Source organism: Paenibacillus sp. FSL R7-0297 (assembly GCF_038009025.1).
Classification (GTDB): domain Bacteria; phylum Bacillota; class Bacilli; order Paenibacillales; family Paenibacillaceae; genus Paenibacillus_AQ.
Window position 1 is genome coordinate 2670256 of sequence record NZ_JBBPAQ010000001.1, and the last position, 19464, is coordinate 2689719.

Sequence of the window (19464 nt, forward strand, 5' to 3'; positions counted from 1 at the left end):
ATCAGTCGGGAACTAAAGGATGGGGAGCTTTGCAGAATAAATGGGCAAAAAAACTGATGGCGGGCTTGCTGATTCTTTTGTTCCTGATTGTGTGCATATCGGGGCTGTTGTTTTATTTCATCTTCACCGGCGATCTTAAGGACCGCCTGACGCGGACGAATATGGAGCTGCTTGAGCATATGAACCAGAAGCTGGAGCTGGTGCTGAAAAGTGTGGACAATGAGTCCGTGCAGCTCGTTCAGTATGATGAGGTCCGGAAGTTTTTTGATGAAAAGCTTCCCAGTGAGGAAGCGGCGGGCAATGATTTCCGGCTGGGCGGACAGATCGACAGGCTCATTCGCAGCGACGATTACATCTTCTCCATCGATATGTATTCTTACAGCCAGAGCAGGCTGGTTTCCGGAGATGTGCTGACTGAGGAGCGCAAGCTGGACGATTACGGCTGGATCAATACGTTCGAGACGTTCGATGGCTATTTTGAGTGGCTGCCGAGCCGCCAGCTGGTCATTAACCGGTCCACCTCGCCGATCTACAGAAATGTGGTCACGCTGGTCCGCACCTATCCGCTGCTTCATTCCGTGGGTGCCCGCAAAGGGGCGATGGCACTGAATCTGAAGACGGAAATGCTGCTTTCGCTGATTCACAATGAGGATGAGGATCTTGGGGAGACCTTTATTGTGGATGCGACAGGGCAGATCGTGCTTCATCCCGCCGAGAACAAGCTGGGGCAGAACATCGGCCAGTCCTCATACATTCATGAGGCGCTGAGCCGCAAGAGCAGAACGGGGAATTTTCACTCACAGGTGGATCAGAAGCCGTCGATGGTCTTCTATACGGACTCTCCCTACACCGGATGGACGCTGATCCGCACCGTTTCCGATCTTAAGCTCAACCAGCCGCTTATTGCACTCCGCAATACGTTGGCCGTGATTTCGGCGATGATCCTCATTGCCGCTGCCGCCATGGGCCTGGCGCTCGGCAAGTGGACCTTTAGACCGCTGAACCGGTTTTTGCACACACTCTCCGTCAAATTGAACGAATATTCTCCGCAGGTGAAGGAGACAGACCGGGCAGATGATCTGCAATTTCTGGAGTCCGCTTTTGAAGGGATTCTGGTCCAGAGCGACCAGCTGCACAAGCAGATGCAGGAGACCCGCCCCATGCTGAAGTGGCAGCTGCTGATGGAGCTGCTCTCCAACTATAAGATCAATATCTCCAACGTTGTGCAGTATATGGAAATGCTCGGAATCCAGTTTCATCCGAACCGTTTTGTCGTGCTAAATGCGGAGCTGGACCGGCGGGAGGAGATTGCCGCGATCCGGGATGTGCACCTGTACAATTATGCGCTCTGCAATTTGGCCGAGGAGCTGATTCTGGCTGAGGGAAAGGGCGCTGCCATTGAGCTGGAGAATGGCACCTGTGCGATCATCATCAGCTTTGCCGACGATGATGCCGATGCCGAGCTGCGGGCGGTGGCTGTGGCGGAACTGATCAAATCGTATGTGGAAGAGAATTTCCGGCGCACCATCTCCATTGGGGTGGGGGGGCTGGTGGAGTCCATGACAGAGCTTCACAAGTCCTTTAAGCAGTCCAAAGAGGCCTTGTCCTACCGCCTTGTCTTCGGCGCGAACTCGATCATTACCCGTGAGGATATTCACAGCGATCTTTCTCCCCGCTTCTACCGTTTGGTGGCGATGACGGAGGATATGATGGATTCGCTGAAGCTGCTGGACGGCACGAAGCTGCGCGAGCAGGTGGAACGATGGTTCGAAGCCTTCGCCGAATATGGCGTGCCGCCCCAGATCATCCGGCAGCTCAGCCTTCAATGCCTGATGAAGGCGGCGGAGATCGCCGAGGATGTTGGCATCGGCCACAAGAATATCCAAATGCCCCAGGAGCTGCAGGAGTCGCTGAATCTGCACAAAAGCCTGGAAGAGATCAAGGAATTTCTAATGAAGACCCTGCAGGGGCATATGGAAGCCATCAAAGAGAAACGGAGCAGCAGGGAGAAAAACGGCCTGATTCTTAAGGTGCTGGATTATATTCATGACAATTACAGCCGAACCGAACTGTCGCTGAACTTGCTGGCTGAGGAATTCCGGGTCAGCGTGTCCCATCTGAGCAAGCTGTTCAAGGAGCAGACCGAGGGCAACTTCATCGACTATCTGATGGCGCTGCGCATGGCTGAGGCCAAACGGCTGCTGGAGGAGACGGACGGCAAAATTATGGGTATTGCCGAAGCGGTCGGCTACGGCAATGTCAACAGCTTCGTCCGCATTTTCAAAAAGTTCACCGCGCTGACGCCTTCCGAATACCGGGAGCAGCGGCGCAAGTAACAGGGAGCGGGAGGAGCTGGGCATTGACGGCTTCTCCTTCCTATATGAAGGGTAGGATCACAATGAACAATATGCTTGAAGAACAGGCTCTCCTGCGGTGGAGGCTTGAACAATTGGAGAATCAATTCAGCCCGTTGCATTCGATGATCAAAGAGAAATATACAACCAACGGCTATCACACCGCACTTCAGAATGTGGAACAGGTGCATTCCATACGTTCTTCCATTGAATATGCCCAAGGGCTTTTGGATACCGGGCTTACGGATGCTGAGGATAGGGCTTTTGCCGTGATCCGGCAAATCGTTTCACTTCAGGACCATGATCCGGCCAGCGTGACTTATGGCATCTGGTCGTATTATCTGGAAGAGCCCTTGTCCAGCATGAGGCCCCCGGATTGGAACTGGGCGGATTTTATCGGAAAAGTACTTCTAACAACAGTAATCCGGCATAAACACCGGATGCCTGCGGAGCTGCTGGAGAAGGTGCGGGAATCGGTATTTCACGCCTGCGAATCCATCATCCGGCGCAACATGGGTCCGCATTATACGAATATTGCCATTATGGGATCGTTTGTGACGCTGCTCGCGGGAGAAGTCTTTCAGAATCCGCGCTATCTGGATTATGGCTTGCAGAAATTCGAGGCCTTCCATCAATATGCCAGCCGAACCCGGACGTTTCAGGAATACAACAGTCCGACGTACACCAAGGTGGCGATTATTGAATTATCACGCATCCGCTCCGCGACCAAGGTTAGCCGGGCGCTGGAAATATGCGAGGATATGCTGAATTTGGCCTGGGAGGGGGTGGCACGGCATTTTCACGCATCCACAGGGCAATGGGCGGGACCGCATAGCCGCTGTTATTCCACCTTGCTGCCGGATGCAGCCAGGGCGTTCCTGCAGCTGGCGCTGGAGGGAGAACTGGATTTTTGTGCTCCAGCGGATATGTTCTACGATCTGGAATGGTACAACCTTGGTATTTCCTGTCCCGAACCCTACCGCGCCTTGTTCAGGGAAGCCGCTGAAAGGGAAGTACGCGAGGTGTATTACCGCAGTAAAGACGGCTATGAAAAAACCGCTGTTACTTACATGACTACGCGCTATGCGCTTGGTTCGGCCAGCAAGGAAGTCATGTGGAATCAGCGGCGCAATCTGCTGGCCTATGTAGACGGTCCTGGCGGAACGGTCTATGCGGCGCTGCGGATGCTGCATGACGGCTATGATTTTTCCGCACCCGTCTTTTCCGCCGAGCAGCGCAAGGGGAACGTGCTGTGCGGTCTTCAGCTCTCGCTGAACGGCGGGGATACGCATATCGGTCTGGACCGGATCGACGGCGGCATCCAGGCAGAGGATCTGCGCCTGCGACTGGAAATCGGCGGCAGTCTTGACGGTGTAACCGCCAATGCCGTGGACGGAGGGGCGGTGGTATCCATAGGCGGGGTGAAGCTTTCCCTTCGCGGTTTGTATACCCGGTTTGCCGGAGGGGCAACTTCGCTGGTCCAGAATCCGGAATGGGAAGTTGTCCACAGCGGCGATACCCTCTGCCTTGATCTGGTGCTGTACAGCGGTGAACGCCGGAGAATTGATTTTACGGCTCTGGACGAGGCAATGGTCGTCTTTACCTTGTCGGTACGCGAGGATGAGGGACGGGACAGCAGCCCGGACTCCTTCTGCGTAACCATGTCGGCCGCAGGCAACGGGGAAGAAGTTGCTGCAAGCTGGAGTACGGAGGATGGGGAACTGGTGCTTAACCTGCGGCTGAAGCCGGACATGGTGGAAGCACTCAGAGGACAGGACTAAGGGGTAGGCTCAAGGAGGCCCGGAGACTGATCTTCGGTATCTGAACATTTAGTGCTGCGGTATACAAGCCCGGCACAGACCAAAGGCACCGCAGGATTGCGGTGCCTTTGGTCTGGCTTCCCCCCCGCATAGGCAGGGTCTTGTGAACGGAGTCAGCCTTCACTTCATGGCTTCGGCCAGAAGAATGAGCACCAGTCCTTGACCGTAGAGAGTGGGTATGCAGGAGATTTCATTATAGTCCTCCACAGTGGGCATAACCGGAGTGCCGCCGGAGACGCCGCTGACCTCCCCATCGGCCTTGATCGTGCCCAGCACCGCTTCAAGTGCAGCTCTGGCAGGTCCCAGAGCTGCTTCGCCGAGCAGGCCCATCCGTACAGCCTTGAATATCCCGGCTGCGATGCCGGCGCTCCCGGAGGTTTCAAGATAGAAGTCTGTCCGGTCCATGACTGTATGCCAGAGTCCGGATGGACTCTGATAACCGATTAAGGCCGCCATCAAGCGGCGGTATCTCTCCGGAATGGAGGCAGGCACAGGCAGCAGGCCATCCACCTCCTGCAGAATCATGGGCGCTGCAAGGGCAATCCAGGCGTTGGCTCTTGTCCATCTGGCTGCAGACATATGGTCACCGGTGATACAGTTCCAGCCGTGAAACAGCACGCCGCTCTGTTTATCCTCAAGCAGTCTCAGGTGAAGCTCCAGCTGGCTGAGGGCTTCCCGGGCATACCCGGTTTCTCCGGTCAGCCGGGCCAGACGGGCCAGGAACAGCACAGCCATAAACACGGTATCCGCCCAGACCTGCTCCGGAAAGCTTGCCTGTTCGGTCACCGTATGCTCGAAAGCGCCTTCCCGGGTTCTTGGCGCTTCATGCAGCATGTATTGACCGGTACGGACCGCGCTCTCCTTGAAGACAGGATTCCCTGTGACGCTGTACAGTGCGGGAAAGATGGCAAACGGAGCCATGGAGTTAATAACCTTTGCATGCCCGGATTGGTGCAAATGCACAAGGGCCCATTCTGACAGCCGGCTTATAATCTCATCGCCGCCGTCCTGCTGATAATATTCCAGGATAGAGGCAGCACCTACGCCGGGAACCCAATCCCAATGCGCCATGTCCATTCCCCAATTGCCGGAATGTTCCAGGAGCATATATGAATATACCTTGCTTGCTGCATGCTCAAGTGTTTGTGATGAAGGTAAGGTTGTCATAATCTACTAGTCCTCCTGTGATCTAGAGTTGAACTTATATTAAGCAGTATAAGTGGCTTGCCTGTATGAATTCTTGGGTGATCCTGCCCAATGTATTGGAGGATTGTACACTTATACTGATGAGGAAAGGAAGCTTGGCATGTCTGGAATGAGATCTGTAAATGAGTTGAATTCTGCTTCTTCAGCGGGATTGAAGAAGCAGAATTCCTATATGATCGATGATATGACGAACAGGGCGCTTGTAGATTACCCGGTTCAATGTGTACAGCGCATTAATGGCATTCAGCAGGCGGAACTGCACTCGCATCACGGTTATGAATGGTACTTCTGCCTGGCAGGAAGCGGGGAATTCATTGCAGGCGATCAAGCCTACAGGATCTTCGCGGGCAGCCTGATTATTGTGAGGCCGTCCGTGCTGCATATGCCCAGACCGGCCAATGGCCAGCTGCTGCACCGGCAGATTCTTTCAGTAGACGAGAGATATCTGGACAGGCTTTGCGGCGTAGACCGTTTCACGGCGGAGCAGGTCTGCGAATGGCTGCCCGATGGAGCGTCTGCTTCTGTGCTCTGGCAGCTAAACACCGGACAGCTGGAGAGCGTCCGGGCTATTTTGTTCGAGCTGGAGAGCGAGCTTACAGGCAAGAGGGAAGCGTATACCCTAGAAGTGCAAAGCCTTCTGCTCCGGCTGTTCGCTGTGTTGACACGGGAGAAGGCTGGTCCGCCTTCCCGGCAAGCGGAGGAGCGCAGGAAGCTGCTCACGGTGCAGATGACCGGCTACATTGCCGACCACTACGAGCTCCCCTTCCGGATAGAAGAGATGGTCCGTTATTTTCATTTCTCCCGCTCCTATTTGCACCGGATCTTTAAGCAGGAGACCGGCATTACGATTCTGGAATATTTAACACATTACCGGATCAACCGTGCCAAGGAGCTGCTGGAAGCTGAGAGTATACCGCTGATCGAGGTTGCGGTGACAGCCGGATTTCAAGATCTGTCTTATTTTTGCCGCAGCTTCAAACGCCTGACAGGTGTACCGCCGGGCCGTTACCGTAAGCTGCTCCGGCAGGGCGGTGGTTAAAGGCTTATAATTTCCCGGAACATTCAGGGGCCACCCGCTGGCCGTTGTTCCCGGCAGACAGCACAGTTCCATGAAACTGTACGCCATGCTCAGCCAGCAGCTGATGCAGCCGCAGTATTGAAATATCCGCCATATGGACGGTGCCCTCTTCCTTGGCGACAGCTGCTGCAACTCCGGCCGCCTGACCCAGCGCATAGCAGGTGGCCTGCACGCGCATGGAGGACATGGCTACATGAGTTGCCGAAATGCTTCGTCCCGCTACCAATAGCCCCTGTACACCGGCAGGTACCATACAGCGGTACGGAATATCGTAGCTTCCCAGCTGGCGCTCCTCCGTCGTTCTTTGCCCGTCAGGGCTGTGAATATCGATTTCATAATTGGTCTGCGCCACGACATCCCCGAACCTGCGGGCTTCAAGCAAATCCTGTTCGGTCAAGGTGTACAGGCCAACGATTTGCCCGGTTTCCCTCACACCGGTCTGGCCGGGAATATGGGCAATAATGTAATTCTCAAAGCCGTTGCGCTGTAAATAATGGGCCGTTGAGAAAACCTGGCGCAGAGCCTCGCGCTCCGCGAAGTTGACGTCTTCAATACGGGCACCGTTGCCCTTAACGCGGGTCATATTGACCAGAAGCCTGCCGTCATCATTTTTTTCCCAGTACAGGTGGCGTCCCTGCGGCAGATCGTCTACGGACTCATATATCTCACAGTCCTCAGGAAGATAAGGGACAACTGGCTTGCCGGTATTCTGCATGGTGAACATAAGGGTCATAGGCTGTGTTAATCCGTCCTTTTCCCGGCCGTAGCGCATAGGCACTCCGGCATCCCTGGCCACAGCGGCGTCCCCTGAGCAGTCCAGCACAATCCCGCCCATGAAGGCCTTCAGCCCTTCGCGGGTCCGGGCTAGTACTCCGCGTACCCGCTGCCCCTCCATGACGGGCTGGACATAGACGGTGTGGTAGAAGACCTTAACCTTCTCCCGGTGCAGTTTTCCGTTCAGATAATGGCGCACTGCAAAGGGGGAATACTGGTCCTTCCGGGAGTGCAGCGATATCAGGTGGGAGCCGGGAACGGCTTCGGGAGTTGTCTCTTCAAGCATTTCACGGTAGATGCCGGTCACGTTGCCGACACTCATATAGATGCTGACATTAGCCAGTGTTCCCATCCCTCCAAGCTGCCCTGATTGCTCCAGCAGTATTACCTTCTGTCCGCAGCGGGCGGCGGAGATCGCCGCCGCTGTCCCGGCCGGACCGCCCCCGATCACTATGACATCGGCCTCCTCATATATCTCTGCGGCCACCTGCAGATTTATCTGTTCTTTTTTCACCATATTCATCCTTTCTATATAGAGCTTACCTTTATAATAGATATATGGAACAAGGGATTATAGCTTGATTTTAGTTGTACTTAGGGGATTGTGGGGTTGCATTGCAGGAGAGCTATGGAAGAATGGAATGGCCAAGTAAAAGGGGGAAGTCGTGTGTCAAAGAGAAAAACGGTCACGCTGCGGGATCTGGCGGACCGCCTGGGGCTGAGCGTGTACACAGTATCCAAAGCGCTGCGCGGGCTGCCGGGCATGTCGGAACCGACCCGCAGGCTGGTATTCGCTACTGCCCGGGCAATGAATTATGCGACCAAAGCGCAGGAAGCGGGGCTTGCCGCTGAATCCATTGCCTATGCGGCGGGCAAGCCCCGCCGGTTCGTCATGCTGATGCCTGCAGACCACTCTCTTCTGAATCTGCAGTTCCATGGTCTGCATCAGCGCATGGATGAGCTGGGCCATCAGGTACAATCCGTATTGCTGCCGTTTGAGGGACACCAGCCGGACAAGCTGGCGGACTGGCTGGAGGAGAGCGGCATTCTATACTGCGACGGACTGTTTCTATCGCCGCTGCTGCCCGTCTGGGCGGAGACCATTCTGCTGCAGCTTGGTCTTCCGAAGGTAATGATCAATTTCCCGCCCGAAGGGGCCGAGGTGGACAGTGTAATCTGGGATGTCCAGCATGCGATCATTCTTGCGGTAAATGCGCTCTGCCGCAGCGGTCATCGCCGAATTCTGTACGTGGGTGAGCCGGACGGACAGAGGGGATTCCGCTTGCGCTATCAGAGCTTCAGGGCCGCCTGCGCAAGCCGGGGAATTTCCGCTGCTGAACAGATGTATCATGTGAACCCCGCTGATCCTCAATGGCTTGCTGACTTATCGGCCATTCTTCAGACAGGAAGCCCTACGGCTATTCTCTCGGCGAATCATGGACAAGCCTGGCCCATTCTGCGGAAGGTGCAGGAATGGGGACTTAATATTCCGGAGCAGATATCAATTGTTGCGATGGAGCATGGGGAACTGGAGGCTTGTCCCGGCTTGTCGCGCCCGGCGCTGCTGGTCCAGGAGGCAGGGGAGCGGGCGGCAGAGCTGATGCTGCGGCGGATTGCCAATCCGCTGGCACCTTATGAGCAAATCCGGCTGCTGGGACCGTTTCTGACAGGGGAGACAGTTGCGGAACCATCTCTCTGCTGAACAAAGAAACCGTCAATTCTCCAGCTATAGGAGAATTGACGGTTTCTTAATCCTAGTCTAATCGCCCGTCTCCACAATCCATACCTCAGGAAGATTGCGGAACTGCTCGGCGTAATCCAGACCATAGCCGACAACGAATTCATCGGGAATGTCAATGCCGCAGTATTCGACCGGAACTTCGACCAGGCGGCGGGAAGGTTTGCTTAGAATAGTACAGATACGGACGCTTGCAGCTTCGCGCAGGGCGAACAGCTGCCTCAGATGCTGCAGAGTCAGGCCGGTGTCGATCAGATCCTCGACGAGCAGGACATGCTTGCCGCGGATATCCATGTCGATATCCTTCTTGATCGTGATGACACCGGAGGAGGTGGAGCTTGCACCGTAGCTGGACACTGACATATAGTCGATGCCGACCGGGAAAGTGATTTCGCGCATCAGGTCGGACATGAATACAGCGCCGCCCTTGAGAATGCCGATAAGTACAAGCTCTTTGCCTTCATAGTCGCGCGATATTTCAGCGCCCAGTTCTTGAACTCTTTGCTGCAGCTGGTTCTTGCTGACCAGAACTTTGGTAATTTGTGTCATGGTTGACGCTCCTTATGGATTAGGATGTGATCAGGAGGATGATCTGTCCTTTTCCTTCAGCATAACATCATGTGCGCCTCCTTCAAAGATGGTTGTGGAGGAAACCAGTGTTATCTTCGCATGCTTCTGCAGTGCCGGGATGGTCAGCGAGCCGCAGTTGCACATGGTTGATTTGATTTTGCTGATACTGAGATCCAGATTATCCTTGAGCCGTCCGGCGTAAGGAATGAAGGAATCCACGCCTTCCTCGAACTCCAGCTTGCTCTCTTTGTCAGCATTGCCGAAGTCATAACGCTGCCAGTTGCGGGCGCGGCTCGACCCCTCACCCCAATATTCCTTGACGAAGTTCCCGCCGACCAGCAGCTTGCGTCCGGGGCTTTCATCGAATCTGGCAAAATAGCGGCCCAGCATCACGAAGTCAGCTCCCATCGCCAGCGCCAGCACAATATGGTAATCATGGACAATCCCGCCATCGGAACAGATCGGGACATAGATGCCGGTCTGCTCGTAATATTCCTGGCGGGCGGCTGCGACTTCAATGACGGAGGAGGCCTGGCCGCGTCCGATCCCTTTTTGCTCCCGGGTAATACAGATGGAACCACCGCCGATGCCGACTTTGACGAAATCCGCCCCGGCTTCCACGAGGTACAGGAAACCTTCCTTATCGACGACATTGCCCGCCCCGACCTTCACTTTCTCCCCGAAAGTATCCTTAATATAATGGATGGTTTCGGCCTGCCATTCGGAATAACCGTCAGAGGAATCAATGCACAGGACATCTGCGCCGGCTTCCACCAGCGCCGGTACGCGCTCTTTGTAATCCCGGGAGTTGATACCTGCGCCGACAATGAGCTGTTTGTTGTCATCATGCAGCTCCAGCGGGTACTCCTGATGGCTGTCATAATCCTTGCGGAACACAAGGTGAACGAGATGACCGCTGGCATTAACAATCGGCAGGCAGTTCAGCTTATGATCCCAGATCATATCGTTGGCTTCAGTTAAGGTGATGCCTTCTTCGGCATAGATTAGTGAAGATAACGGCGTCATAAATTCAGTAATTAGGCACTCCGGCGGCAGACGGTTCTCGCGGTAATCGCGGCTTGTGACAATGCCCATCAGCTTGCCTGTCGGTTCCCCGTTGTCCGTAATGGCAATGGTGGAGTGGCCGCTGCGCGCTTTCAGCGCCAGTACATCCTGCAGTGTATCCTCCGGCTTCAGATTGGAGTCGCTGAGGACGAAGCCGGCTTTGAACTTTTTGACCCGGCGGACCATCTCAACCTGCTGCTCGATAGACTGCGAGCCATAGATGAAGGAGATGCCGCCGCTTTTGGCCAGGGCAATCGCCATGTTATGGTCGGATACCGCCTGCATTACCGCAGAGGTAACAGGCAGATTCATCGTCAGCGCCGGAGTCTCACCCTTGCGGAATTTGGTTACTGGCGTCCGGAGATCGACATTCCCCGGGATGCATTCTTTGGTGGTCAGGCTGGGCACCAGCAGGAACTCACTGAAGGTTCTTGAAGGCTGCTCATAATAATAAGCCATGGCTTGTCACTCCCCTGTTATAATTTCATCAATTCTGCGATTGCAGTTCTATAGACTTCATACCTGGGATAGAAACCTTACCGGCACTCCAATGTCCGTTTCCAGCTGCTTGTAGTGTTCACCTTTAGCCAGAATCGCCTGCACACCTACAAGCTCAACGCCCATAACGGACATTTGCTCAGCGATGCAGCAGATGGTAGCGCCTGAACTAATCACATCATCCAGCAGCAGCACCCGGTCACCGGAAGAGAAGCCGTCAAAATAAATATAATTCTCGTTATACGCCGTCTCGCGTTTGATGCTGACCTCGTAATTCTCATACAGCTCTGTACTGAGGCGCAGAATGTTCATCGGCTTCATCAGCTTGTAGGCCGCAAGCATGCCCCAGGTATGCCCGCCCGGTTCAGGCGATACGATGTAATCGAAATCCGGGAATTGTTCCGTAACGGCCTCTGCCAGACTATCGGTAATCTCACTGATCAGCTCAGGGGCAATGTAGGTTCCTCGTTCTCCGAAAGGGTACAGCTTAAAGTCATAGGCGGTATCTTTATTCTTGTAGATCCTCACATTCTTGGCTTGACTGATCGATTCACTTAACCGTGCGTAGGATGCACTCATTGCCCTCACTCCTTCTATTATAAATGCCAAATATAAATGCCAAAAACCCCAGGACCAAGAGGCGCAGGACAAGACAGGTACGTCAGGAGGAGAAGACCGGCTTAGCCGTGTTCCCTTCACTGGTTGCTCCAGTGTCTTATCTGGCCTCTTGTAGCCTGGGGCAATTTACGGTTGCCTGTAGATACGCTCATTCCAAATTAACGAGCTTATACAAGAGAGGTTTAATTAGTGAATCTTACATATTAGTGACTCGGATGGTTTCTGAATGATTTTTTTCAATGTTCGTGTTATATAATATTACGCATGTGATTTGTTATATGCTATCATTCGCAATAATGTGTGTCAATATTTTGTTTCTATGTTATATACGGTGACATTAAAGTATTTGAGTTATACAGATAACCAGCGGATTCATAAAAAAACTCTAAATAACCCATTCTAAAGCATGGTGCTTTGGCGGATTTTTATTTATAATAATTATTATCTGTAATTCATAAATAGTTCAAAGGTTTTGCAAAAAGCCGTATTTTGATGTGATATACTTAACACAGCGATTTGAGATCTTGTGAAATTGATACTAATACATGCTAATAAGCAGTAACAGTGCCTACACCAATGAATAGAGATTAGGATGGTGAACAAGCGATGCATATTGTCGTCGTTGGCCTGAATTACCGTACGGCTCCCGTAGAGGTGAGAGAACAGTTCGCTTTTGCCGAGAAGGATCTGCCTGCTGCGCTTCATCAGCTGATGCAGACGAAGAGCGTTCTGGAAGGGGTCGTAGTCGCCACCTGTAACCGGACGGAAATTTATGTGGTCGTGGACCGCCTTCATATGTGCGGATATTTCATCCGCAGCTACATGGAGCAGTGGTTCGGTGTAAAAAGTGATGTATTTGCACAGCATATGTATATATATGAAGACGAGCAGGCGATTGCCCACCTGCTGCGTGTAACCTGCGGCCTGGATTCCATGGTGATCGGCGAGACGCAGATCCTGGGACAGGTACGCAGTGCTTTTTTGACTGCCCAGGCGGAGGGCGTAACCGGAACGTGGTTCAACCGGCTGTTCAAACAGGCGGTGACGCTCGGCAAACGTGCGCATAGCGAGACTTCTATCGGTGAAAGCGCGGTTTCGGTCAGCTACGCGGCGGTGGAGCTTGGCAAGCGGATTTTTGGCATGTTTACCGGCAAAAGAGTGCTTATTCTCGGCGCCGGCAAAATGAGCGAGCTGACGGTCAAGCATCTGTACAGCAGCGGCGCGGCGGAAGTGATTGTCGCCAACCGTACGTTGTCACGGGCCGTAGAGCTGGCCGAGAAGTTCCTCGGCAAGCCAACCACGATTGAAGAGGCACTGAAGCGTCTGGATGAAGTGGATATAGTCATCAGCTCCACGGGAGCGGACGGTTATGTGCTGACGGCTGCCCAAGTAGCTGAGGGGATGAAGCGCCGCCCGTCCCGGCCGCTGTTCATGATCGACATTGCCGTGCCCCGCGATATTGATCCGGCTGCGGCAAGTGTGCCAGATGTCTTCCTCTATGATATAGATGATCTGGAAGGCATTGTGGAGAGTAATCTGGAAATGCGCCGCAGTGAAGCGGCCAAGATTGAAGTGATGATTAGTGAGGCAATGGATGAATTCCAGCTGTGGCTGAAGACGCTCGGTGTCAGACCGGTGATCCGTGCGCTGCAGGACAAGTCGAACGGGATATATGAAGAAACGATGGACAGCCTGTTCAACAAGCTGCCTGAACTGGATGAGCATCAGCGCAAGGTTATCCGCCGCTTGACCAAAAGTATTGTGAACCAGATGATGCATGATCCGATTAATGTCATTAAGGAGTTGTCCGGCGGGAAGCAGGGGAATGAAGCTCTGGAGTACTTCACCCAGATTTTTGCACTGCAGGAGCAGCTGGACCCGAGTCCGGATGACCGCAGTGCTGTACCGGTTGAGGAGGCGCCTGCTGAAGTATCCTCCGGCGGAAAGTTCGCGGTGCCGGGGAACGTGTTTGCTCCGGCCGGCCTGCTGGGCGGGTGAGCGACATGCAACTGCTGAACGGAATATATGATGCCGCTCTGCTGCTATATGCCCTGAGCCTGCTGTTTGTTTTCTCGGATTGCCTTCGGCGCAATCCGGGCGGAAAGCGGCTGGGCACAGGGCTTCTTGCTGTTGTGGGCCTGCTGCAGCTCACGGGGCTGGCGATCCGCTTCTCCCAGGAGGGCGGTCTGCCGATCTTCACACCGTATGACTTTCTGTTCTGGTTCTCCTTCAGTATGGTGGTGATCTCGCTTGCCGTTGCGTACACGCGGGGCGGCGAGTTTACGATTCTGCTGCTCAGCATGGCAGGGTTCAGCGTGTTTCTGCTGAACCGGGTATGGCTGACCGCAGAGGATCATGCCTTGCAGAGCTGGAGTGCGGTGCACGGCTGGCTGGCGATGCATGTGATTTTGGCCAATTTGAGCTTTGCCGCACTGACACTGGGGACCGTATTTGCGATAATGTATTTGTTTCTGCATACCAAGCTTAAGAATAAGAAGTGGGATGACCGTGTCCGCAGGTTCCCAAGTCTGGAGACAATGGACAAATATTCGTATACCGCTATCCTTGCCGGTGTGCCGCTGCTGCTGGCCTCGCTTATTCTGGCTGGCTTATCGATTATTGCAGAAGGGCGGACGCCGCTGTTTCAGGATCTGAAAGTGCTGACTACGCTTACCGGCCTCGGAGTCTACATACTCTATATAGTACTGAAGGTTTCCGGCCGCAGAAGCGGCACTGCGATGGCACGCTGGGCCATCACCGGCTATGGTTTTATTATTCTTAATTTCCTGCTGAATTCATGGTCTGAGTTCCATGGCTGGGGCGGGTAGTAAAGTTGGCGAGCCGGGTGCTGGAGTGCGGAGGCGCCCGGTGTGCTGAAGTGCGGAGACGGCTGGTGTGCTGAAGTGTAGAGGCGGCTGGTGTGCTGGAGTGTAGAGGCGGCTGGTGTGCTGGAGTGTAGAGGCGGCTGGTGTACTGACGTGCAGAGGCGGCTGGTGTACTGACGTGCAGAGGCGGTTGGTGTGCTGAAGTGTAGAGGCGGCTGGTGTGCTGGAGTGCTGGAGGCGGCTGGTGTGCTGGAGTGCTGGAGGCGGCTGGTATGCTGGAGTGTAGAGGCGGCTGGTGTGCTGACGTGCAGAGGCGTTGGTGTGCTGAAGTGTAGAGGCGGCTGAATTGTGCTCGAGAGCACAGGTGGATGAGAAGCAAGAGGTTATGCTGGAATGTACAGGCAAGAAACGGGAAGTTATGCGGGCATGTTGTGGCAGCTAAGGAGCGCAGGCGATTGCATGGAGTACTATAGTGGCTATGGAGCCAGTGATTGAACTAAAGTGTTATGGTGGATAACGAAGCGAGCAACTGTGCTGAAGTGATAATGGGCGGTTAATGAGTAAGTTAATCTAATGCGCGCCGGACTGCTGTCCTGCATTAGTGGCAACCTGGGACGGATTTCTTAGTTGAGCAAGCTGGATTATTGTGGTGTGGAGTATAGTTGATATTCAGATGCTGGAGTGAGGCGGGATGAGCAGATATTTGCCCATTATGCTGGATGTTCAGGGCAGAATGGTGGTAATGATCGGCGGCGGAGCTGTGGCTGAACGTAAAGCGGCTCCGCTGCTGGAGGCAGGAGCGGAGCTCGTGATTGTCAGTCCTGCGCTTAGCGGGACGTTGTCCGCAGCGGCTGCGGAGGGGCGGCTGCAATGGGTCAGCCGCCCCTATGCTCCCGGAGATCTCTCGGGAGCTGTCTTGGTCTATGCCGCCAGCAGCGACAGGGCGGTGAATGAAGCGGTGGCCGGGGAGGCCCGGGTGCTGGGCTTGCCGGTCAATGTGGCCAGCCACGCCGAGGCGGGCAGCTTCATCACGCCCGGTATCCTTCGGCGGGGGCGGTTGACGGTTGCGGTCTCGACCTCCGGGGCGGGACCGTCCGCTACTGCGCAGATCACGGCGCAGATCGCTGGACTGCTGGGCGAGGAATACGAGCCTTATCTGGATTTCCTGCACGAGCTGCGCACCGAAATCAAGCGGCTGGAGCCTGTAGCTGAGATTCGCGCCCGGCTGCTGCGGAGGCTGGGGAAGCTTGATGTGTTGGATGAGATGCGGCAGGGCACCTTTATACCATGGACAGCTGGAGAGGTCGAAGCCTGGATTGAGTGTAACCGGGAGAAGTAGGCGGAATGATCAGGTGGAGTCGGCCATTGGGAAGTGTAGATGGAGTGAGTGGGTGGAGCAGTTCATCGGGAGGCGTAGATGGAACGAGCGGATGGAGTAGTAAACGGCGTAGATCAAACCAGCAGATGGAGCAGGCAACAAGTATAACTGCTGCGATTTCGGATTAGTTTGCATCTGCTCTGGCTGCTTTAAAACGAATTCGGCAATCATTAAGACTGCTTCAAACTAAGTCTGCAAAGACATAAGCAGCGGCAGAAATTGACTCAAGTTGTCGATTGAATCGTGCTACTGAAGTGTTCCCTAACGAAATGTCGATGCTGACAGCCCACATATCGAATCGACGATTGAATGGACGAACGGCCGAATGATAAAACTTATGGACGAATAAGTGGACTAATTGAATGTGTTTATAACGTTGAACAGGACGGATTCGCTGGAATGTGACTGGAATGGCAAAAGCCTACTGTTGTGCAGTGAATTAAAGGTATATATCCCTTTGAGTCGGTCAAATCCGCCGAAATGAGCAAATTAGTGGTATAAATCCCCTTGATTTCAGCAAAATTGGCGCGAATGAGCAAATGAAGGGCAAAAGTGCCCTTGATTCCAGCAATAGTGGCTCAGATGAGCAAATGAAGGGCAAAAGTGCCCTTGATTCCAGCAATAGTGGCTCAGATGAGCAAATGAAGGGCAAAAGTGCCCTTGATTTCAGCAAAATTGGCTCAGATGAGCAAATGAAGGGCAAAAGTGCCCTTGATTCCAGAAAAATTGGCTCAGATGAGCAAATGAAGGGCAAAAGTGCCCTTGATTTCGGCAAAATTGGCGTGGATGAGCGAATGAGAGGTATGGTGCAGGAAACAGGGCGGGCAGGTGCAGGTGCAGGTAACTTGAACAGGGGGAATGGTTCATGCGGAAGATTATTGTGGGCAGCAGACAGAGTGCGCTGGCGCTGACGCAGACAGGGCATGTAATTGCCGATCTGGAGCGGCTTAGCGGGGAGCATGGCTTTGATTTTACTTTTGAGGTGCATAAGATTGTTACCAAAGGCGACCGGATTCTTGATGTCACCCTGTCCAAGGTGGGCGGTAAGGGTCTTTTTGTGAAGGAAATTGAGCAGGCCATGCTGGTCAAAGAAATCGATATGGCAGTACATAGTATGAAGGATATGCCTTCCGAATTGCCGGAAGGCTTGATTAACGGTGCAGTGCCGAAGCGTGTCGATCCACGTGACTGCCTGATCTCAAGCAGCGGAGCCGGCCTTGAGGATCTGCCGCAGGGCGCACGAGTAGGCACAAGCAGCCTGCGGCGCTCCAGCCAGCTGGCGGCGCTCCGGCCGGATCTGGTTATTGAGCCGGTACGCGGCAATATTGACTCGCGGCTGAAGAAGCTGGAGAGCGGCGAATACGACGCGATTCTGCTGGCAGCGGCTGGCTTGTCGCGGATGGGCTGGCAGGACAGGGCAACGGCGTATCTGCCGCCGGAAATCTGTCTGCCCGCTGTGGGCCAGGGAGCTCTCGGCATCGAATGCCGTGAGGACGATGAGGAGCTGCGCAAGCTGCTCGCGCTCTACAATGATGAGCGCACCGCTCTTACGGTGACGGCGGAGCGCACATTCCTCGGCGCCCTGAACGGCGGCTGTCAGGTGCCGATCGGCGCCTACGCTGTGCTGGAGACGGAGAAGGCCGGGACAACGGGAACAATCGGGACTATTCATTCCGGCGGGACTTCTGAAGACCGCGGCCTGTTAATCACTTTAACCGGAATGGTGGGAACACCGGACGGGTCGGTAATCCTTAAAGAAACCTGTACCGGGAAGGATCCGGTGCAGCTCGGTGCGGAGGTTGCACGCAAGCTGATTGCCAGGGGCGCAGAGAAGATTTTGGCGGATGTAAAGGGACAGGATGTTCAGGGATAAGGGGATAAGGGGATAAGGGGATGACGGAGATGGCGGGGAAGGTTTATCTTGTAGGTGCAGGTCCGGGGGATGCCAAGCTGATTACGGTCAAAGGTCTGGAGTGTATCCAGAAGGCAGATGTGGTGGTCTATGACCGGCTGGCGAGTCCAAGGCTGTTGAAGTGGATGAAGCCGGGCGGGGAGAAAATATACGTAGGCAAGCTGCCGGACCGCCATACGATGAAGCAGGAGGACATTAATCAGCTGCTGGTTGATCTCGCTCTGGAGGGCAAAACGGTAGTGCGTCTGAAGGGCGGGGACCCGGTGATTTTTGGCCGGGTAGGTGAAGAAGCGGAGCTGCTGCGCCGGCATGGCGTCTACTACGAGATTGTGCCGGGTATTACCTCGGCTATCAGCGTCCCGGCGTACGCCGGTATTCCGGTAACCCACCGGGAGGCTGCGTCTTCCCTGTCGATCATTACCGGACATGAGAGCCCGGATAAGCTGGATCATTCCATTCATTGGGATAAGGTGACGAACGCCACAGGAACCCTGGTGTTCCTGATGGGCGTCGCCAAAATCGGATATATCAGCGCCCAGCTGATGAAGCACGGGCGTCCGCCGGAAACGCCGGTGGCGCTGGTGCGCTGGGGGACACGTGCCGATCAGGAGACACTGACCGGCACGCTTGCCGACATTGAAGCGAAGGTCAAGGCGGCCGATTTCCAGCCGCCGGCCGTTATCGTTGTCGGCGATGTAGTGCTCCAGCGGGAGCATCTCATGTGGGTTGAAGCGATGCCGCTGTTCGGCAAGCGGATTGTTGTGACGCGGGCCCGCAGCCAGGCCAGCGAACTGGTAGACCGGATCGAGGAGCTTGGCGGCGAACCGTATGAGTTCCCTGTCATTGAGACGGTTATGCAGCGTGATGCGGACAAGCAGGCAGAGATTGCTTCAGCGCTTGGCCGGCTTCCAGAGTACGACTGGGTGTTCTTCACCAGTCCGAACGGCGTGGACTACTTCATGCGGCATCTGACGCAGCTGAAGACGGATCTGCGCGGTCTGCACCGCGCGCGGATCTGCGCGGTGGGACCGGCTACGGCTGAGGCGCTTGCCGCGCGCGGGCTGCTCGCCGAAGAGCTGCCTGGACGGTTCCAGGCAGAAGGGCTGATTGAAGCCTTCGGCGATCAGCTGCAGCCGGGGCAGAAGGTGCTGCTGCCGCGCGGCGATCTGGCGCGCGAGTGGCTGCCCGGCAAGCTGAGGGAGCTGGAGCTGGAAGTGACTGAAGTGGATACGTATGAGACTGTGGTTACTGGTGAAGATGATATGGAACTGGTGAAGCTGCTCGAAGAGAAACGGATTCATGCGGTCACCTTCACCAGCTCTTCCACGGTGCGCAACTTCATCTCTATCCTGAAACGGATGGGCCTGGGAGATCCGCTGACGCTGCTGGCGGGGGTCAAAATCGCCTGCATAGGTCCGGTAACCGAACAGACTGCTGTGGAGGCCGGGTTGACTCCGGGATTGCTCCCGGATGAAGCAACGATCGAAGGGCTGGTGCAGGAGCTCTGCCGCTGGAATGAAACAACGAGGCTCAGATAACCTGCAGCCTGGTTTCCGCTATTCCGTTAATGCAATCTGAGCACTGCAATTGAGCGCATCATTTTAACGCTGCATTTTGTGACTTCATAT

The 19464-nt window shown here is 54.7% G+C and carries 16 protein-coding genes and 1 riboswitch; of the genes, 11 read left to right on the top strand and 5 right to left on the bottom strand.

Translation table 11 applies throughout. From position 1 onward, the window contains the following. The first annotated feature begins 29 nt into the window (after positions 1-29). On the top strand, positions 30-2336 hold the full coding sequence (locus tag MKZ24_RS11760) for a helix-turn-helix domain-containing protein (RefSeq protein ID WP_340783156.1): 2307 nt from the start codon (positions 30-32) through the stop codon (positions 2334-2336). A 62-nt stretch (positions 2337-2398) separates the two neighbouring features. Continuing rightward, positions 2399-4135: a hypothetical protein gene (locus MKZ24_RS11765; protein ID WP_197072986.1), complete on the top strand. Its 1737-nt coding sequence runs from the start codon at positions 2399-2401 to the stop codon at positions 4133-4135. A 159-nt stretch (positions 4136-4294) separates the two neighbouring features. On the opposite strand, the gene MKZ24_RS11770 is transcribed toward MKZ24_RS11765, so the two are convergent. Then, positions 4295-5341, bottom strand: coding sequence for a glycoside hydrolase family 88/105 protein (locus tag MKZ24_RS11770; RefSeq protein WP_042238912.1), 1047 nt, complete (start codon positions 5339-5341; stop codon positions 4295-4297). 139 nt (positions 5342-5480) lie between these two features. On the opposite strand from MKZ24_RS11770, the gene MKZ24_RS11775 reads away from it, so the two are divergent. Then, on the top strand, positions 5481-6419 hold the full coding sequence (locus tag MKZ24_RS11775) for a helix-turn-helix transcriptional regulator (RefSeq protein WP_340783159.1): 939 nt from the start codon (positions 5481-5483) through the stop codon (positions 6417-6419). 4 nt (positions 6420-6423) lie between these two features. Here MKZ24_RS11775 and MKZ24_RS11780 read toward each other — a convergent pair whose 3' ends face one another. Continuing rightward, the gene (locus MKZ24_RS11780; RefSeq protein WP_340783161.1) at positions 6424-7749 is read right to left on the bottom strand and encodes an FAD-dependent oxidoreductase; all 1326 of its coding nucleotides are present in this window, start codon (positions 7747-7749) and stop codon (positions 6424-6426) included. 150 nt (positions 7750-7899) lie between these two features. Between MKZ24_RS11780 and MKZ24_RS11785 the strand changes: the two genes are divergently transcribed. Continuing rightward, positions 7900-8934: a LacI family DNA-binding transcriptional regulator gene (locus MKZ24_RS11785; protein WP_340783164.1), complete on the top strand. Its 1035-nt coding sequence runs from the start codon at positions 7900-7902 to the stop codon at positions 8932-8934. A 57-nt stretch (positions 8935-8991) separates the two neighbouring features. Here MKZ24_RS11785 and hpt read toward each other — a convergent pair whose 3' ends face one another. Genes hpt through MKZ24_RS11800 form a run of 3 tightly spaced genes read right to left on the bottom strand, consistent with a single transcriptional unit; the run spans position 8992 to position 11682 of the window. After that, a complete protein-coding gene (gene hpt / locus MKZ24_RS11790; protein ID WP_042238903.1) occupies positions 8992-9519 on the bottom strand; it encodes a hypoxanthine phosphoribosyltransferase in 528 nt (175 codons plus the stop codon). A gap of 30 nt (positions 9520-9549) precedes the next feature. After that, positions 9550-11064 carry an IMP dehydrogenase gene (locus MKZ24_RS11795; RefSeq protein WP_340783166.1) on the bottom strand — a complete coding sequence of 505 codons (1515 nt, stop codon included), beginning with the start codon at positions 11062-11064 and terminating at the stop codon, positions 9550-9552. 57 nt (positions 11065-11121) lie between these two features. Continuing rightward, the gene (locus MKZ24_RS11800; protein ID WP_340783169.1) at positions 11122-11682 is read right to left on the bottom strand and encodes a phosphoribosyltransferase; all 561 of its coding nucleotides are present in this window, start codon (positions 11680-11682) and stop codon (positions 11122-11124) included. A gap of 131 nt (positions 11683-11813) precedes the next feature. Then, a riboswitch (purine riboswitch) is annotated at positions 11814-11916 on the bottom strand. Between the two features lie 411 nt (positions 11917-12327). Here MKZ24_RS11800 and hemA point away from each other — a divergent pair. The 7 genes from hemA (at position 12328) to cobA (ending at position 19374) form a co-directional block, all read left to right on the top strand. Beyond that, positions 12328-13719 carry a glutamyl-tRNA reductase gene (hemA, locus tag MKZ24_RS11805; protein ID WP_340783172.1) on the top strand — a complete coding sequence of 464 codons (1392 nt, stop codon included), beginning with the start codon at positions 12328-12330 and terminating at the stop codon, positions 13717-13719. A gap of 5 nt (positions 13720-13724) precedes the next feature. Beyond that, the gene (gene ccsA / locus MKZ24_RS11810) at positions 13725-14549 is read left to right on the top strand and encodes a cytochrome c biogenesis protein CcsA (protein WP_340783174.1); all 825 of its coding nucleotides are present in this window, start codon (positions 13725-13727) and stop codon (positions 14547-14549) included. A 192-nt stretch (positions 14550-14741) separates the two neighbouring features. Further along, entirely contained in the window at positions 14742-14891 is a 150-nt protein-coding gene (locus MKZ24_RS11815; RefSeq protein WP_340783177.1) for a hypothetical protein, read from the top strand. 346 nt (positions 14892-15237) lie between these two features. Further along, positions 15238-15885 carry a precorrin-2 dehydrogenase/sirohydrochlorin ferrochelatase family protein gene (locus tag MKZ24_RS11820; RefSeq protein WP_042238897.1) on the top strand — a complete coding sequence of 216 codons (648 nt, stop codon included), beginning with the start codon at positions 15238-15240 and terminating at the stop codon, positions 15883-15885. Positions 15886-16463: 578 nt separating this feature from the next. Beyond that, entirely contained in the window at positions 16464-16835 is a 372-nt protein-coding gene (locus MKZ24_RS11825; protein WP_340783182.1) for a hypothetical protein, read from the top strand. Further along, a complete protein-coding gene (gene hemC, locus MKZ24_RS11830; RefSeq protein ID WP_042238893.1) occupies positions 16790-17797 on the top strand; it encodes a hydroxymethylbilane synthase in 1008 nt (335 codons plus the stop codon). Before MKZ24_RS11825 ends, hemC begins: the two co-directional genes overlap by 46 nt. Before the next feature lie 29 nt (positions 17798-17826). Next, positions 17827-19374: a uroporphyrinogen-III C-methyltransferase gene (gene cobA, locus MKZ24_RS11835; RefSeq protein ID WP_340790144.1), complete on the top strand. Its 1548-nt coding sequence runs from the start codon at positions 17827-17829 to the stop codon at positions 19372-19374. The last annotated feature ends 90 nt before the right edge of the window (positions 19375-19464 follow it).

Coding starts and splice junctions, on each gene's coding strand:
- MKZ24_RS11765 (WP_197072986.1), top strand. CDS start 2,399: ATGAACAATATGCTTGAAGAACAGGCTCTCCTGCGGTGGAGGCTTGAA.
- MKZ24_RS11770 (WP_042238912.1), bottom strand. CDS start 5,341: ATGACAACCTTACCTTCATCACAAACACTTGAGCATGCAGCAAGCAAG.
- MKZ24_RS11775 (WP_340783159.1), top strand. CDS start 5,481: ATGTCTGGAATGAGATCTGTAAATGAGTTGAATTCTGCTTCTTCAGCG.
- MKZ24_RS11780 (WP_340783161.1), bottom strand. CDS start 7,749: ATGGTGAAAAAAGAACAGATAAATCTGCAGGTGGCCGCAGAGATATAT.
- hpt (WP_042238903.1), bottom strand. CDS start 9,519: ATGACACAAATTACCAAAGTTCTGGTCAGCAAGAACCAGCTGCAGCAA.
- MKZ24_RS11795 (WP_340783166.1), bottom strand. CDS start 11,064: ATGGCTTATTATTATGAGCAGCCTTCAAGAACCTTCAGTGAGTTCCTG.
- MKZ24_RS11800 (WP_340783169.1), bottom strand. CDS start 11,682: ATGAGTGCATCCTACGCACGGTTAAGTGAATCGATCAGTCAAGCCAAG.
- hemA (WP_340783172.1), top strand. CDS start 12,328: ATGCATATTGTCGTCGTTGGCCTGAATTACCGTACGGCTCCCGTAGAG.
- ccsA (WP_340783174.1), top strand. CDS start 13,725: ATGCAACTGCTGAACGGAATATATGATGCCGCTCTGCTGCTATATGCC.
- MKZ24_RS11820 (WP_042238897.1), top strand. CDS start 15,238: ATGAGCAGATATTTGCCCATTATGCTGGATGTTCAGGGCAGAATGGTG.
- MKZ24_RS11825 (WP_340783182.1), top strand. CDS start 16,464: ATGAAGGGCAAAAGTGCCCTTGATTCCAGCAATAGTGGCTCAGATGAG.
- hemC (WP_042238893.1), top strand. CDS start 16,790: ATGCGGAAGATTATTGTGGGCAGCAGACAGAGTGCGCTGGCGCTGACG.
- cobA (WP_340790144.1), top strand. CDS start 17,827: ATGGCGGGGAAGGTTTATCTTGTAGGTGCAGGTCCGGGGGATGCCAAG.